The sequence below is a fragment of the Idiomarina tyrosinivorans genome (genome assembly GCF_003987475.1).
Taxonomy (GTDB): Bacteria; Pseudomonadota; Gammaproteobacteria; order Enterobacterales; family Alteromonadaceae; genus Idiomarina; species Idiomarina tyrosinivorans.
The window spans coordinates 24,361-40,125 of the sequence record NZ_PIQH01000004.1 but is presented as its reverse complement, the minus strand read 5'-3'; the positions used below and the strand labels follow the sequence as shown (position 1 = coordinate 40,125).

Sequence of the window (15,765 nt, the reverse complement as noted above, 5' to 3'; positions counted from 1 at the left end):
TTTCTTTGCAGTTATCGCAATAATCAGAGCTATCTAAAATAGCCAGCGAAAGGAACCTCTGTGCGCCAAAAAACAACGTTTGCTAAATGGTGTAGTAGTGTCTTCACATTACTGCTCTTGGTGTGGTCGTTTTCAGCCTCAGCCATAGCTGAGCCGCCGAGATTTACTCGCTATACCGCTTCCCAAGGACTCTCCCATAATATGATTTTCGATATGGTCCGGGATAAGCGTGGTTTTTTGTGGATCGCGACCTATAACGGTCTAAGCCGTTTCGATGGCTATGAATTTAAAACATATTATTTTGATACTGAGGATCCCCACTCCATTCCTTCTAATTTAGTTAGAAATGTCTACGTAGATAGTAAAGAACGACTATGGGTAGGAACTCAAAGTGGGCTTGCGCGGTACGATGAAAAAATCGATGGTTTTCATGTTTATACTGGTATAGACAAAACAGATCTTAATGAGAAAGATAAAATTTGGTCATACACTGAATTACCCAACGGCGAGTTGATGATATCAACATCAATAGGTTCCTACATCTACGATGAGAAAAGCGATAGCTTCACTTCAAGATCAATCAGTAGCGATAAACATCAAATAACTGAAATTAGAGCCTCATTTCATGATGAGACGAATGGTTGGTATTGGTTGGGAAGTTACTTCAAAGGTATTTACGTATGGGACGGCGAGTCCGAGCAAGCATTTGATATATCGAAAGAAAATCCCATCACTGAAAAGCTAGATGTGGCAACACTTTTTGACGCTAAGCGTTTAAATGAGCAGTTATGGCTAGCTACTACTAATGGGCTTTACGTATTAGATAATAGTTATCGCATAATCAAACATTTGAGCAAAGAAGATGGTCTATCAAGTAATGCCCTTAGAAACATAGTTCAGATTTCAAAATCAGTCGTTTGGGTCGCATCAGAGAATGGACTCAATATTATTGATTTAAAAACCTTTGATATTCAAAGAGTTCATGAATCTGCAATAGATAGTAACAGCCTAGGGAATAATTATATTTATAGGCTTTATAAGGATTCTAACGATATTATTTGGTTGGGAGCAGTAAGTGGTGGCTTACATCGCTACAATCCAAGTGGAGTTATAATTACAAAATACTCTAGAGCCAAGGGTCACTCAAACCTTTTAGATGATAAAATATGGGCTCTAGAAGAAGCTGATAATGGAAAAGTATGGCTCGCGACTCAGTCAGGCGATATTCAATTATTCAATCCAGTCACAGAAGAATTTACGACATATCCCATCGAATCAGATAAATCTGTTTGGCGATTATTTGATGGCTTCGATAATAAATTGTGGTTTGCTACATCATCAAAAGTAGGTTGGCTAAACCCAGAGACCGGTGAATACCAATTTATCGATGCTGTTAACGGGGCAAAATTAAGTAAGTTCGCCTATCAAGATAACGCCTTATGGTATGCCAGTAACTCCCATGAAATAACTAGAGTCTCCTTATCTAAACAGTCGCCATCTGGCTATAAATTGACAAGATATCAGTTACCTAAATCGATGCTTGGTCTTCAATACGTTGGAGCCTATCGAACTGATATGCTCATGCTCGGAACAAACAGAGAACTCTACGTTTTTCACCCTAGTAACAGTTTTCTTGCAGGAAGCACTGAAATCAAATTCGATAAAAGTGCAAAAATTATTTCTACACACGAATACAATGGTGAGTTCTATGTCGCTACCGCACGGCAAGGACTATACTATAATGGACTATTTTTTAGTTGGGAAGAGGCGAATGAAGTAAGTTCTGTCCTTAAAGATGAAAATATTGTTGCGATGGACATCGTTGATGAAAAGCTCTGGGTAGTTACAACTGTCGGAGTTTACGACTTGAGCACACCTGAATCACCAAAGTTGATTCTTAGTTTCGACAATGAGCTTACCGAAATCGATGTAACATCTGCAATTATCTCAAAAGATCGAAGTATCTATCTATCTTCTCTAAATGGCCTTATAAAAATAAAATTATCAACACGAAAGAAAATGACAGAAACAGTGCCTGTTGTCCTGACACGCGTACTTCACTATAGTAAAAATGTTGCTTTAGATACATTTAGCAAAGACAACCCCAAAAACATAGTTAAAACTGATGTTTTAAAGGTCAATTCGGAGAATAATCAGTTTTCACTTCAATTCGCCTTACCGACTCCCATCGAGCCAAGAAGTATTAAGTACAGGTATCGTCTTAACCCTCTAGATAAAGAGTGGAATGAGACTCCCGCTTCCAGTCGATTGGCAACATATACCAATCTGAACTCCGGTAAGTATCAATTTATCGTTGAAGCATCGTCTGATAACGGTTCTTCATGGGGCGGATCTCGGAAGTTAAAGGTAATTGTCCTTCCACCATGGTGGTTAAGCCTTTGGGCATTAATAGCTTACGGTTGCCTAGCGACATTGATTGCGAGTTTTCTATTTATAAATTATAGAAACAAACAACGACAAGCCCAACGCGTAAAGACGAGTGAAGAGCGCTTAAAATTAAGTTTGTGGGGAAGCGGGGATCAATTATGGGACTGGAATATTCGTAGCGGTGAGCTATTCCGCCATAATGACTGGGAAAAATTGCGTAACTTTCCAGTCGACGGCAAACGTTGGGGGAATAGTCAACATAGCAATATTCATCCGCAAGACTTACTGTCCATGCAAAACAAATTGCAAGCTCATTTAGACGGTGATACCGAGCACTTTGAAGCCACCTACCGTGTCAAAGTGCCCAATGGCTGGCTATGGATTCTGGACCGCGGTAAAGTGGTTGCCTATGACGAAAAGGGTCATCCACTGCGGATGGCGGGTACGCTAAAAGATATTTCGGCGTTGGTTGCTGCAGAAGAGCGAGTGAAAATGCTCGCCACCTCGGTCACCAATATTTCCGACGGTATTTGCATTTACGACACCCAGTTTTTACTCAAAGAGGTCAATCCTGCGTTCGAAAAAATCACTGGGTTTAAACGTGATGAAATCCTCGATAAGCCTTTTGAGTTGCCGCTTTATCATCAAGGCTTTGTCGAACAAATTAAGCATGAACTGGGCATCGACGGCTCCTGGCACGGTGAAATTGCCGACCGCCGCGCTGATGGCTCGACTTACCAAATGGAGCTGACCATAGATACAATTCGTGATGATGCAGGTGATATTGTATTTTATGTCTGCAGCTTCTCCGATATATCCGAGCGCAAACGTAACGAGACTGAACTGCGACGACTGGCGAACACTGATACGCTTACTGGCTTGCCGAACCGTTCTTATTTCCAGATGAGCCATTCCAACTTGGTACGTAAGCGTTTACAGCACGCGCTTCTAGTATTCGACTTAGACAACTTTAAAAAGGTTAACGACTCATTAGGCCATGAGACCGGCGACCGACTGCTGTGTCAAGTGGTAGAACGGTTGCAGAATATCGGCCGTAAGCAAGATACACTGTACCGCTTAGGTGGCGATGAATTTGGCTTTTTAATTGAAGACTCCACCGACCTTAACCTCATCACCAAGGTAGCAACCGATATTAATGAACTGGTCGCTACGCCGTTTTTTATTAACGAGCAAGAGGTGGTGATCAGTAGCTCTATCGGCATTGTTGCATACCCTAACGATGGTAACACCTCACAAGAGCTGTTACAGAGTGCCGATAATGCCATGTACCATGCCAAACGACGCGGCGGAAACTGCTACCAGTTCTTTAGCGAATCGATGAACCAAAATGCGGTCAGCCGACTGCAACTCGAGAACACTATTCGCCAAGCGCTGAAAAATGATTGGCTACAAGTGCACTTCCAACCTAAGGTGGATATTGCCAGCCAGACGGTGGCTGGCGTAGAGGCGTTGGCGCGCATTCACGTGCCGGATGAAGGCATGCTGAGTCCACTGACCTTTATTCCGTTAGCGGAAGAAACCGGTTTGATTATTGAACTGGGTGAGCAAGTGTTGCGGCAATCTTGCCGTGCAATGCGGCAATGGTTAGCCGCGGGATTGCCGCCATGCCGAATGGCAGTGAATTTGTCCGCACGCCAATTTAATCAGGCAACATTGGTCGATGATATCGAACGGATCCTCAAACAGGAGCGTATTGAAGCCAAATATATTGAGTTCGAAATTACCGAGGGCATGGTCATGCAAGATCCCGAACGAGCTATTCATATCATGACTGAATTAACCGAGATGGGCATTCATCTTGCGCTCGATGACTTTGGCACAGGGTACTCATCGTTGGCTTATTTAAAGCGCTTCCCTATCCATAGCTTAAAAATCGACAAAGCCTTTGTGGACGATATTGCGGTGAGCGATGTCGACCGCAACATGGTCGCCTCGATTATCTCGATGGCACACAATATGGGGCTGAATGTTGTGGCAGAAGGGGTAGAAACCACTGAGCAGATGACTGTGTTACGCACGCTACGCTGCGAATACGCGCAAGGCTACTTATTTGCCAAGCCATTAGCATTAAACCATTGGCTTAATTTCGGCCAAGAGCAAGCGTCAAAAATATGACACAATAGAAAAAGATTCGTTAATACAAGCAGTTAAAGCGCCTGTAAAAGTTGGCATGATTTAAGCTTAGACACTCTTGAGACTATTCAACACTGTTTTAGGAGTTTTTCTATGTTCGCAACTATCGTTTTAGCATCTGCATTAAATACCGCTGTACCAAATTCAGCTCAGGTTAACTCGGCAGATCTCGTAGCTTCAACAGAAGAGGTTGTGGTTGTCAACCAAGTGGCAGTAGCAACAACTAAACGCACTGGCGGCACTACGGAAATTCCTCGCAACATCGACATCTAATAAGCCATTCAGGCAATTAAAAAAGGCTCCCTTGGGAGCCTTTTTTGTTATTGGGTTGTTATGCCCCTACGGTGACTAAATCAGGGCCTTTTGCCTTCAGCCAACGCAATCGGAATTGGCTAACCATTAATGGCCAAGCCAACGGGCCAACAATCAGTCCCATACATGCCCAGCGCTTAGCGCCCATTGCTCGCTTGAGTGCTTGCGTATACAAAAATGCACCTGAGCAAACTGATACCGATAATGTTAAAAGCATGAGGGTACTCCAATCATTTCTATTTGAGCATTTATTATACCGATTACGTGCTGCGTAATCTGTATGATATCCGTTGTGCAATTATTCACCAGCAACGGATATCGTTAACAATTACTCATAAAAGCGTTGCTGCTTCTCTGCCATAGCCAACAATAGTGGTGCTGGGGCAAACCGTTCACCCTGCTCTGCAACAAGCTTTTGCAATTCATCAACCACATTGCTAATGCCAAAGGCGTCCATAAAGCGGTAAGGTCCACCACGGAACGGCGGAAAACCGATACCAAACACCGCGCCAATATCGCCATCGCGGGCACTACGAACAATCCCTTCATCCAAGCAATAGGCTGCTTCATTGAGCATTGGTAGCACACAGCGCAACGCAATTTGCTCTTCGCTGAGGCTGCCACTTGGGTTAACCCCCAACACTTGATAAACACTTTGGTCAACCGGCTTGCCTTTAACTTTTTTGCCGTATTGGTAAAAACCTTTTTGGTTCTTCTTACCTTTACGCTCATCATCCAACAAACGCTGGAAGGCATCGGGTGCGGTAAAGCGCTCACCCAACTCGTTCACTAAAATTGGCGCAACTTTACCAGCCACATCAATACCCACCTCGTCCAACAAGGTTACCGGGCCCACTGGGAATCCCCATTTAACCAATGCTTTATCGAGTTTTTCAATCGGTTCACCCGCTAATAGTAAACGTGCCGCTTCGTTCATATAAGGCGCCAAGATGCGATTAACAAAGAAGCCGGCGCCGTCTTTTACTACAATCGGGGTCTTACCCTGCTTACGCGCCAGTGCAACCGTTGTCGCGATGGTTTCATCAGCCGTTCCAGCATGGGTAATAATTTCAGCCAAAGGCATCTTATCGACCGGGGAAAAGTAATGTAGGCCGATGACATTTTCTGGCCGAGCAGCCTTGGCCGCAATCTGGGTGATAGGTAGGGACGAGGTATTGGTCGCAAAAATGGTTTTTTCGCTGCCACACTGCTCAATATCCGCGACCATTTTCTGTTTCAGATCCAGGTCTTCGAATACCGCCTCAATCACTACATCTGCACGCGAAAAGCCGTTATATTCTGTCGTTCCACTCAGCCGTAGCATTGTCTTTTCTAACTCGTTACGACGCATATGCCCACGTTTGACCTTTTTCTGCAAACGTTCGTAACTATAGTGCAAGGCGTGACTAATACCCTCTTCATTAATATCTTTAATGCGAGCCGGTAGGCCTGCTTTCGCCGCTGTGACATAAGCAATGCCGCCCCCCATTAGACCGCCACCGAGCACACCCACATGGTGCAGAGCGCGAGGCTTAACGCCATCAGCGCCGGTTTCTTTCTTCATTTCTGTGGTCGCAAAAAACAGCTGGCGGAGCTGGAAAGATTCCGCGGTCATTGCCAGTTCGCCAAATGCATCGGCTTCGGCAGAAAGCCCAGCTTCATGCCCACTAAAGACACCTTTGCGGACCACATCAATAATTTTATCAATTGCTGGGTAATTGCCTTTGGCTTTCTTCTGCGCTTGCTCGCGCGCTTTTTTAAATAAAAACTCAAGGCCAAAACGGTTTGACTCGAGCAACCACCCTAGCCCCGACAACTTAGCTTTTGCCCGCTTCACTTTGCCGTTAAGCGCGTGTTTAATGGCAACATCGAGCAAAATTGACTGCGGCACCACTTCGCTCACTAACCCGCGTGAACGCGCTTGTTTGGCACGTAATTGCTTACCAGTAAGGATCATGGTGAGTCCTTGCTGAGTGCCGACAATGCGCGGTAATCGTTGCGTTCCTCCGGAGCCTGGCAACAAACCCAATTGCACCTCTGGCAAACCTAGCACGGTTTTGTCGCTGTCACTGGCAATGCGCGTATGGCAAGCCATCGCTAATTCCAAGCCACCGCCTAAACACGGACCGTGAATTGCCGCCACAACAGGAATCGACAACTGCTCAATACGGTCAAACATGGCTTGCCCTTGGCGCGCCAAACTTGCCGCATCAGCAGCATTTTCGCAGCGGTCAATCATCCCTATGTCAGCACCGGCAACAAACGATGACGGTTTACCACTGCTAATCACAACCCCTTGAATGTCCGACGATTGCTCAATCTCGGTCAGTAATTCACCCACTTCTTTAGCAAAGCTTTCCTTTAGCGTATTCATTGACTCGCCAGGCACATCAATGGTGATAACAGCAACGCCGTCATCGCGTACCTGCATAGAAAAAGCGCGTTGTTGTTCAGTCATTATTCCGTCTCCAAAATCATTGCTGTGCCTAATCCGCCCGCAGCACAAGCCGTTGTGAGGCCGACGCCACCACCACGGCGTTGTAACTCACGCAGGGTTTGGGTAATCATTCGAGTACCTGTAGCAGCGAATGGGTGACCATAAGCAATCGAACCACCCAACACATTAAACTTGTCCATATCGATTTCACCGATGGCGCGGTCACGACCCAGCTTTTCTTGTGCAAACTTAGTGCTAGCAAACATCTTCATGTTCGCCAGCGTTTGCGCCGCAAACGCCTCGTGCATGTCGATTAAATCAAGATCTTGTAGGGTCATTCCTGCAGCATCTAACGCTTTCGGAGTAGCGTAGGAAGGCCCCATTAACATATCTTCCCAGACATCAATAGCCGCGAATGCGTAGCTTCTGATATAGCCCATAATCGGCAACCCTTCTGCTTTGGCTCGACTCTCAGTCATCATCAATATGGCAGAAGCGCCATCGGTTAATGGCGTGCTGTTAGCGGCAGTGACCGAACCATGGCGGCGGTCAAACACCGGCTTCAACTTCGCAAGCTTATCGATATCACCGCCGGCACGAATATTATTGTCGCGGCTCAGATGGCTGGTATATGGCTCTGCATAAGCAGTCATCACTTCGTCACTTAGCCAACCATTTTCCCACGCCTGATGGGCTAAATTATGCGAGCGCAGCGTCAATTCGTCTTGGTCTCGACGGCTAATCTGATGGGTCTTGGCCATTTGCTCTGCAGTGTCTCCCATCGATAATCCCGTGCTGTACTCTGCCACCGCGGGTGGCACTGGCAGCAGATCTTTAAGTTTTAACGACGCGATAATTTTTACCCGTTGGCCTAGGCTGCGCGCTTTAGATAAGTCCACCAGCGCACGGGCGAGACGTTTACTCACACCAACTGGTAGTACTGACGACGAGTCTGCTCCCCCCGCAATGCCCACGCTAATTTGCCCAGCGGCCATTGTTTCAGCCACACTGACTGCGGATTGGAAGCTGGTGGCACACGCGCGCGAGACACTGAAGGCATCGGTAGTCACCGGTAAACTGGTGCCCAAAACTACTTCGCGAGCGATATTCGGCGCTTCAGGCATTTGCACAACTTGTCCAAAAACTAACTGTTCAACAATTTTCGGGTCTATTTCGGTACGGTTGATCAGTTCTTGAACCACCATTTTGCCCAAGTCTAACGCAGGCACACCGTGAAAATAGGTCGCTTGCTTTGCAAAAGGTGTACGCAGACCGGCAACAATCGCGATCCGTTCCCCGGTGTTTGTCTGCAGTCGTGGTGCCGACATAATGCTTCTCCTGAAATCATAATTCGGCCTGAACTGGTCAGACCACAAAAGATGTTACAAATTTTAGCGCGTTCAATCGCAGAATAAAACCGCTGTTTTCGATACAGTATAGGGGCAGAAAATGGTTCGCCAGTGAACGATTTTCCATCTCACCCTATCAGAGTAGTGAGTAACCGCCGAAAAATCAGCTCGGGAGGCGTATGGCAGCTAAACAATTTCGTGCACTACAAGACTATCTTAATCATCAGGTTCTTGGCCAAAAGACCTTTACCAAGAATTTGCTCATTGCCGTGCTCGCGGACGGTCACTTGTTAGTTGAGGGACCTCCTGGATTAGCAAAAACCCGAGCGGTCAACGCCTTGGCACAAGGCATTGAGGGTAACTTTCACCGAGTGCAATTTACCCCCGACCTGCTCCCCGCGGATCTGACGGGTACTGACATTTACCGACCCGAAACCGGTACTTTTGAGTTTCAACAAGGCCCCTTGTTTCACAACCTAATTCTTGCGGATGAGATCAACCGAGCGCCGGCGAAAGTTCAATCAGCGCTGTTGGAAGCAATGGCAGAGCGGCAAATTACCGTGGGTCAGAAAACCTATCCCCTCCCCGAGTTATTCATGGTACTCGCTACCCAGAATCCACTCGAACAAGAAGGGACATATCCACTCCCAGAGGCGCAGCTAGACCGCTTTCTAATGCACCTGTCGCTAGGTTACCCAGAAGCCGCTACCGAGCGGGAAATCTTACGCCTAACTCGCGGTGAGAGCCTATCCGGTTCGGCTAAAATGCCAGAGCCTCTAACACAGCAACAGCTTTTCCAAGCCCGTCGCGACGTGTTGGAGATGTATCTGGATGAGGCAGTCGAAGATTATATCGTGCAATTAATCATTGCCACTCGCGAACCAAGCCGCTACAACCAGGCGTTAGCATCTTGGATTGGTTATGGTGCGAGTCCACGAGCAACCATTGCTCTGGAGCGCTGTGCGCGAGCTAATGCATGGCTGCATGAACGCGACTACGTGACCCCAGATGATGTGACCGCAGTGTTTCATAACGTCTTGCGTCACCGTATTATCCTCAGTTACCAAGCCGAAGCAGACGGCATCAATATTGATCACGTACTTGATACAATTGTTGAACACGTGCCTGCACCCTAATGGCAAACTCTGAGACGATGAAAGCGCTAGACTGGCTAACGACGCTGCACAGTAACGGCGTCGAGTTAGGTATCGCGGAATTGCTGTATTACCAAAGCAAGTTGCCGGCATTTGCGAATAAGCGCAAGAAGATTCCGCGCACAGTACAAGCCGGTACCAGCTTGAGCAAAATTCGTGGTCGCGGCATGGAATTCGACGAAGTTCGACAGTATCAGCCCGGCGATGATATCCGTGCCATTGATTGGCGCGTGACGGCGCGCACCGGTCAACCGCACACCAAATTATACCGAGAAGAAAAAGAGCGTCCGGTCTTTGTCTTAACCGACTTTAGTCCTAGCCAATATTTCGGTTCTCAACTGCTCTTTAAGTCAGTACAAAGCGCGCATTTAGCCGCCGCGCTTGCTTGGCTTGCGCAAAAACGTGGTGACCGAGTTGGCGGTATTGTTGCGAACGTCCAAAGCCATCGTGAACTCAAACCGATGGCGCGCCAACGTGGTGTCTTGCATTACTTGCACAGTCTGGTCGACTTACACCAACAAGGTCTTGCTGACTGGCGCCAAGGACAATCTGGCAATCATAGCCAGGTATTAACTGAGATTTTGCAGCGTGTCGATCGGCTCGCTCGTCCTGGTAGTCAATTACTATTGATTAGCGACTTCTATGACCTCAATGAAAATACCGCAGAACGCCTACGCGTGTTAGCCAAGCATTATCCTATCGAGGCCTTCTGGATTATTGACCCGTTTGAGTTCGAGCTACCCCACGCAGTCGGACTAGACCCCCTTGCCGTCACCGATGGTAAACGTCAACGGCGAATTATTGCGGGCGACAAACAACAACAGCAGCGTTACAAAAACTACGCCGCGCAACGCCAGCAACATGTTATACAGCAACTTAATCAAGCGGGTATTCCGCTCCATCAAGTGAACAGTGGTCTTGCGTTAGAACAACAATGGCGCGAGGTGTCACGCTAATGGATAAAGTATCGTTACATGATATCGTTGTGCCGCAAGCTGCCAGTTGGTGGCCGCTCGCCCCTGCGGTTTGGGTTGTAGTAACCTTAGTGCTGGTGGTGTTGCTGGTTGCTGGCGTATTGCTGTGGCGCTATCAACAGCGTCGGAAGGCGAAAAAGGCCGCACTCAAACGTTTGCCGGCATTAGCCAATGCCGACCATCATCAATTAACCTTGCTGCTAAAGCAGGCGTGTATTGCTTATTATCCGCGGACCCGCATCGCCGCACTATCAGGCCCACAGTGGTTCCAGTTTTTATTGGAACAATTGCCGCAAAAGCAACGCCAACAATGGCAGCCTAGCGTGCAGCAGTGGCAACAGCAGTGGTTTAGTCAGACAGCGAGTTTCGAAAACTACCAGCACTTCGCCAAAGTTTGGATCCAACAAGCACTTCCCCCAACAAAGCAGCAGGAGGCCAAACATGATTGAATGGCAGTGGCCCTGGCTAGCGTTGTTAGCACCAATACCTTTTCTGTTGCGTTGGCTGCTACCGCCAAAGCAAGCAGCAATTTCCGCGCTGCGTTATCCCGACGTACAAGCGTTCGATAATGCCGCTGCCAAACCTGGCAAAAAATATTTGGCGTTGGTTATTGGTAGCCTTATTTGGTTGCTATTAGTCGCCGCGGCGACTCGTCCACAATGGTTGGGTGACCCGCTCCCAGTGAGAAATGAAGGTCGAGAATTGATGCTCGCGGTAGATTTATCAGGCAGTATGGAAATTGCCGATATGACCCTGCAAGGTGAACGCGTTGATCGGCTGACCATGGTAAAACACGTAATGAGTGATTTTATTGCACGGCGTAAAGGCGACCGTTTAGGGCTCATTCTGTTTGCCGATACCGCGTTCCTGCAAACCCCAATGACATACGACCTCAACACCGTACAGCAAATGCTTAACGAGTCGGTGCTGGGGCTCGTCGGACAACGAACAGCCATCGGCGACGCCATTGCATTGGCGGTTAAGCGCTTTAAGTTGCGCGAAAAGACCAACCGCGTGCTGATTCTGCTTACTGATGGTCAAAACACGGCTGGCAACGTTACCCCAGAACAAGCACTAGAACTTGCTAAAGCTTTCGATGTCAAAGTCTATACCATCGGCGTTGGCGCCGAAGAAGTCGTCGTCGACGGCTTTTTTGGGCAAACCACAGTAAACCCAAGCCGAGACCTCAATGAGTCGTTGCTAAAACGGATCGCTAATGAGACTGGCGGCGATTATTTTCGGGCGCGCAGTACTCAAGAGCTGGAAGCTATTTACCGATTATTGGACCAATACGAGCCCGTTAAAGGCAATACCCAACAATTACGCCCACGCAGCGAGCTCTTTTATTGGCCATTATCAGCGGCGTTGATACTGTCACTGCTGTTAGCGGGTGGGTTTTGCCTACTGCGGAGGGCGACTAAATAATGGAACAGTTTCATTTTATTCGACCTTGGTGGTTATTGGCGTTACTGCCAGCACTAATATTGGGAGTCTTGCTGTGGTACCAGAACCGCCATCAAAGTGGCTGGCAGCGCTTTATCCCCAAACATTTAGCCCAAGTTTTGGTCGACGCAGGCCGTCAAAAGGGCTCATCGTTACTTTATGCATTACTTGTAGGTTGGCTACTGGCCATTGTTGCTATTGCCGGTCCAACCTGGCAAAAGCTGCCACAACCGGTATATCAGCTGCGTTCGGGGCAAGTGATCGTTATGGATATGTCGCCGTCGGTTACGGTCGACGATATTACTCCCAACCGGCTGACCCGAATGCGTTTTAAAGCTATGGATATAGTCCGTTCTGGGCTTGATGGAGGGACTGGATTAATCGCTTATAGCGGTGATGCGTTTACCATTAGTCCACTCACAGACGACAGTAATAACTTAATGAACCTGATTCCATCGTTGTCACCTAAAATAATGCCTATTCAAGGTAGCGACCCGCTATCAGCATTAAAGCTTGCCGATGAATTATTGCATAATGCCGGTTATAGCAAAGGTGATATCTACTGGATCACCGATGGGATTGATAGCCGCGACACCCTGCCGTTAACCGATTTTATTCGCAATCACCCACATCGAGTGTCAATCCTCGCGGTTGGTACAGAAAATGGCGCGCCAATCCGTGAAGCCGATGGTTCGTTAATAAAAGACTCGCACGGGCAAGTTGTGATTGCGCAAACACATTTCGAACGGTTGGCAAATTTGGCGCACATTAGTGGGGGAGTTTTTGTCCGCTCTAGCATTGGCAATGACGATATTCATCAGCTAACCCAATTACCCCCCCTCACCCGCGAGGGGCAAAACTCGAGCACAAAATACCAAGGCGATCAGTGGCAGGATAATGGCATTTACTTGCTGTTGTTACTATTGCCGCTTGCGCTGTTACCATGGCGTCGCGGAGGCTGGCTGGGTAGCGTTATCGCGCTATTCCTATTCAGCAGCTTCACTGCGCCAAGCGCTAACGCCCAACAATGGTGGCTGAATAAACAACAGCAAGCGCAACAAGCGTTTGATCAGGGGCGCTATGGCGAAGCCGCTGAGCTGTTTGAGGATCCGATGCGAAAAGGCGCTGCTCTGTATAAAGCAGAGCAATACCAGCAAGCGTTATTGCAATTTCAGCAACGCCATTCCGCAGCGGCAGAATACAATAGTGGTAATAGCCTTTACCAATTACAGCAATTTGCGGCCGCTGTAGAAGCTTACCAAGCAGCCCTCAAATTGCGCCCTAACTGGCCTGAAGCTGAAGACAATCTAGCCTTAGCAAAACAGCAATTGCAGAAGCAACAGCAACAACAGCAACAACAGCAAGGGCCAAACAAACAACAACAGGGCCAACAAAAGCAACAACAGTCACAACAGAAAAAGTCACAAGATGGCGATAATTCAGCTGCTGCGAACGCGCAACAGCAACAGCACTCGTCCAGCCAAGCGAAACCTTCGCAGTCGCAAGACTCGCAGGGTAATTCGCCGCAAGCTCAGCAACGCCAACAGCAACAATCGCAAAAAAAGCAAACAGCGAATGACGCGCAGCAGTCTCAACAACCGTCGGGGGATGGCGAGCAACCATCAAAACAGCCGCCGCAATCGAACCCAAATGGGTTCCCGAGTGACATAAGTGACGAAAAAGCCCAACAATTGCAGCAATGGCTAAAACGGGTGCCAGATGATCCGAGTATTTTGCTACGCAATAAAATGCTGTTGGAATACCAAAAGCGTCGCCGCCAACGCATGACGCAACCGCAGGGAGATCAACAAAAATGGTAAGAGTATTCACCGCTCTGCTAGGCCTACTCATGTTACTATCGGGTGCCGCACAGGCAACCGTGACCAAAGTTACCGCTTCGGTCGACAAAAATCCCGTGGTGGTCAACGAGTCTTTTATTCTAACAGTAACCGTTAACGACGATGTGAATTCCGACCAATATAAGCCGGAACAGTGGTTTGGCGATTTCATCGTCGGAGGAACCCAGATCAGCCGCAAGACATCCATTATCAATGGCGAACAAAGCCGTCTGACAACCTTTCGTACGGTACTTATTCCACAAACAGCGGGGACTGTTACAATTCCAGCAATAACCATCCATGGCAGCCGCTCGGCACCGATAGAATTGCAAGTACTAGCGGAAGGGCAAGCCCCTGCAGGAATAGCAAATCGTGTCGCGTTCGTGACCGCAAGTGTCGACCAACAATCGGTTTATGTGCAGCAACAGCTTACCTACATCGCCAAACTGTATTTGGCTGCCGATCTCAACCGAGGTAATTTATCCGCACCGCAATTAAACAATGCAGACATCCGCCAAATTGGTCGCGACGAAGAATCAACGGAGATAGTTGATGGCCGCCGTTATCATGTTTATCAGCGTACTTATGTGATTACGCCAAGCGAGTCTGGAACGTTTGAGATTAAAGGCGCTCGTTTTAACGGCGAGGTTTACCGCAGTGGCCAAAGGTCGATGTTTTCCAGCTTTTCAAATACTGAGCCAGTGAGCGCAATTGCCGACGATACAACGCTGCAGGTTAAACCCATCCCAAACAATTGGCAGGGGCATTGGTTGCCAAGCGATTTGGTATCGCTTTCACGACAAGTATCGCCGGCCAATAAGGATATTAATGTTGGCGAACCCATTACCGTGACCTTTATGTTGACGGCTGTGGGGGTTAAACCAGAACAATTGCCTGACATTAACAGTCAGTTTCCTGATAGCGTGCAAGTCTATCCTGATAATACGGACACCGACCATTTTACCCGCAACGGTACTAACATTGCGCAAAAGACCATTACTTTGGCAGTGGTTCCCCAACAGCCTGGTAAACTGACATTGCCAGAAGTAAAAATTCCTTGGTTTAATACGAAAACCCAGCAACGCAATTACGCCGTAGTCCCTGCGCAAACCCTCAATATCGTTGGCGACGCCAACGCCGGTAGCAAATACACGCCGCCGACAAGCACTCCAAGCACTGATAAGACCAATGCCGCAAATCCCGCAGCAGCGATGCCTGTGACCATTGATAAACCGCAAATCATAGAAACCACCAAACTTCCTGCATGGCTGTGGTTGGTGATTGTTATCGCGGCGGCGTCTTTACTGCTCAACCTTTACTTGCTCTGGCGAGGTGTTCGCAGCAAAGCGTCAACGCCACAACAAGCAACAACCGCTAGTGCTCAACCTAGCAACGCTTGGAAATCGCTGCAAAGGGCCTGTAAAGAAAATAACGCCGAGGCTGCAGAGCGTGCACTTCGGCAATGGGTTAAACAGCACTACGGTCAGGCCGCGGGTAGCTTGTTGGCAATAGCTCAACAATTTCATGACCCAAGACTTGAGCAACAAATCCAGCAGCTCTCGGCCGCCTTATACAGTGTCAATAAGCCGCGCTGGAACGGCGGTAAAGCGTTGTATCAACAATTACGCCAGCACCTATCGGAAAGCGGCAAACGAAAACACCAAGCCCACTCCGACTTACCCGAACTATACGGTGAAAAATCTTTGTAAGTTTTTC

General features: G+C 47.9%; 11 protein-coding genes. 8 read left to right on the top strand and 3 right to left on the bottom strand.

Translation table 11 applies throughout. The features are described from left to right. Window positions 1-60 precede the first annotated feature (60 nt). Window positions 61-4,524, top strand: coding sequence for an EAL domain-containing protein (locus CWI84_RS04935; RefSeq protein WP_126841471.1), 4,464 nt, complete (start codon window positions 61-63; stop codon window positions 4,522-4,524). A gap of 111 nt (window positions 4,525-4,635) precedes the next feature. After that, a complete protein-coding gene (locus CWI84_RS04930) occupies window positions 4,636-4,815 on the top strand; it encodes a hypothetical protein (protein WP_126841470.1) in 180 nt (59 codons plus the stop codon). Window positions 4,816-4,873: 58 nt separating this feature from the next. On the opposite strand, the gene CWI84_RS04925 is transcribed toward CWI84_RS04930, so the two are convergent. The 3 genes from CWI84_RS04925 to fadI all read right to left on the bottom strand — a co-directional run bounded on the left by CWI84_RS04925 (window position 4,874) and on the right by fadI (window position 8,622). Continuing rightward, on the bottom strand, window positions 4,874-5,071 hold the full coding sequence (locus CWI84_RS04925; protein ID WP_126841469.1) for a hypothetical protein: 198 nt from the start codon (window positions 5,069-5,071) through the stop codon (window positions 4,874-4,876). Window positions 5,072-5,182: 111 nt separating this feature from the next. After that, window positions 5,183-7,312 (bottom strand): fatty acid oxidation complex subunit alpha FadJ, encoded by a 2,130-nt coding sequence (gene fadJ, locus CWI84_RS04920; RefSeq protein WP_126841468.1) that lies wholly within the window; start codon window positions 7,310-7,312, stop codon window positions 5,183-5,185. Then, entirely contained in the window at window positions 7,312-8,622 is a 1,311-nt protein-coding gene (fadI, locus tag CWI84_RS04915; RefSeq protein ID WP_126841699.1) for an acetyl-CoA C-acyltransferase FadI, read from the bottom strand. The genes fadJ and fadI overlap by 1 nt, the downstream gene beginning before the upstream one ends. A gap of 197 nt (window positions 8,623-8,819) precedes the next feature. On the opposite strand from fadI, the gene CWI84_RS04910 reads away from it, so the two are divergent. Genes CWI84_RS04910 through CWI84_RS04885 form a run of 6 tightly spaced genes read left to right on the top strand, consistent with a single transcriptional unit; the run spans window position 8,820 to window position 15,758 of the window. Continuing rightward, window positions 8,820-9,776 (top strand): AAA family ATPase, encoded by a 957-nt coding sequence (locus tag CWI84_RS04910; RefSeq protein WP_126841467.1) that lies wholly within the window; start codon window positions 8,820-8,822, stop codon window positions 9,774-9,776. Then, the gene (locus tag CWI84_RS04905; RefSeq protein ID WP_241968734.1) at window positions 9,776-10,750 is read left to right on the top strand and encodes a DUF58 domain-containing protein; all 975 of its coding nucleotides are present in this window, start codon (window positions 9,776-9,778) and stop codon (window positions 10,748-10,750) included. Before CWI84_RS04910 ends, CWI84_RS04905 begins: the two co-directional genes overlap by 1 nt. Beyond that, window positions 10,750-11,217 carry a DUF4381 domain-containing protein gene (locus CWI84_RS04900; protein ID WP_157980999.1) on the top strand — a complete coding sequence of 156 codons (468 nt, stop codon included), beginning with the start codon at window positions 10,750-10,752 and terminating at the stop codon, window positions 11,215-11,217. The genes CWI84_RS04905 and CWI84_RS04900 overlap by 1 nt, the downstream gene beginning before the upstream one ends. After that, window positions 11,210-12,193: a vWA domain-containing protein gene (locus CWI84_RS04895; protein WP_126841465.1), complete on the top strand. Its 984-nt coding sequence runs from the start codon at window positions 11,210-11,212 to the stop codon at window positions 12,191-12,193. Before CWI84_RS04900 ends, CWI84_RS04895 begins: the two co-directional genes overlap by 8 nt. Then, complete coding sequence (locus CWI84_RS04890; RefSeq protein ID WP_126841464.1) at window positions 12,193-14,031, top strand: vWA domain-containing protein; 1,839 nt, start codon at window positions 12,193-12,195, stop codon at window positions 14,029-14,031. Before CWI84_RS04895 ends, CWI84_RS04890 begins: the two co-directional genes overlap by 1 nt. Next, window positions 14,025-15,758 (top strand): BatD family protein, encoded by a 1,734-nt coding sequence (locus CWI84_RS04885; RefSeq protein ID WP_126841463.1) that lies wholly within the window; start codon window positions 14,025-14,027, stop codon window positions 15,756-15,758. The genes CWI84_RS04890 and CWI84_RS04885 overlap by 7 nt, the downstream gene beginning before the upstream one ends. Window positions 15,759-15,765: the final 7 nt, after the last annotated feature.

Bases quoted from the DNA above. Each gene is read 5' to 3' on its own strand.
- CWI84_RS04930 (WP_126841470.1), top strand. From the start codon at position 4,636: ATGTTCGCAACTATCGTTTTAGCATCTGCATTAAATACCGCTGTACCA.
- CWI84_RS04925 (WP_126841469.1), bottom strand. From the start codon at position 5,071: ATGCTTTTAACATTATCGGTATCAGTTTGCTCAGGTGCATTTTTGTAT.
- fadJ (WP_126841468.1), bottom strand. From the start codon at position 7,312: ATGACTGAACAACAACGCGCTTTTTCTATGCAGGTACGCGATGACGGC.
- CWI84_RS04910 (WP_126841467.1), top strand. From the start codon at position 8,820: ATGGCAGCTAAACAATTTCGTGCACTACAAGACTATCTTAATCATCAG.
- CWI84_RS04905 (WP_241968734.1), top strand. From the start codon at position 9,776: ATGGCAAACTCTGAGACGATGAAAGCGCTAGACTGGCTAACGACGCTG.
- CWI84_RS04900 (WP_157980999.1), top strand. From the start codon at position 10,750: ATGGATAAAGTATCGTTACATGATATCGTTGTGCCGCAAGCTGCCAGT.
- CWI84_RS04895 (WP_126841465.1), top strand. From the start codon at position 11,210: ATGATTGAATGGCAGTGGCCCTGGCTAGCGTTGTTAGCACCAATACCT.
- CWI84_RS04890 (WP_126841464.1), top strand. From the start codon at position 12,193: ATGGAACAGTTTCATTTTATTCGACCTTGGTGGTTATTGGCGTTACTG.
- CWI84_RS04885 (WP_126841463.1), top strand. From the start codon at position 14,025: ATGGTAAGAGTATTCACCGCTCTGCTAGGCCTACTCATGTTACTATCG.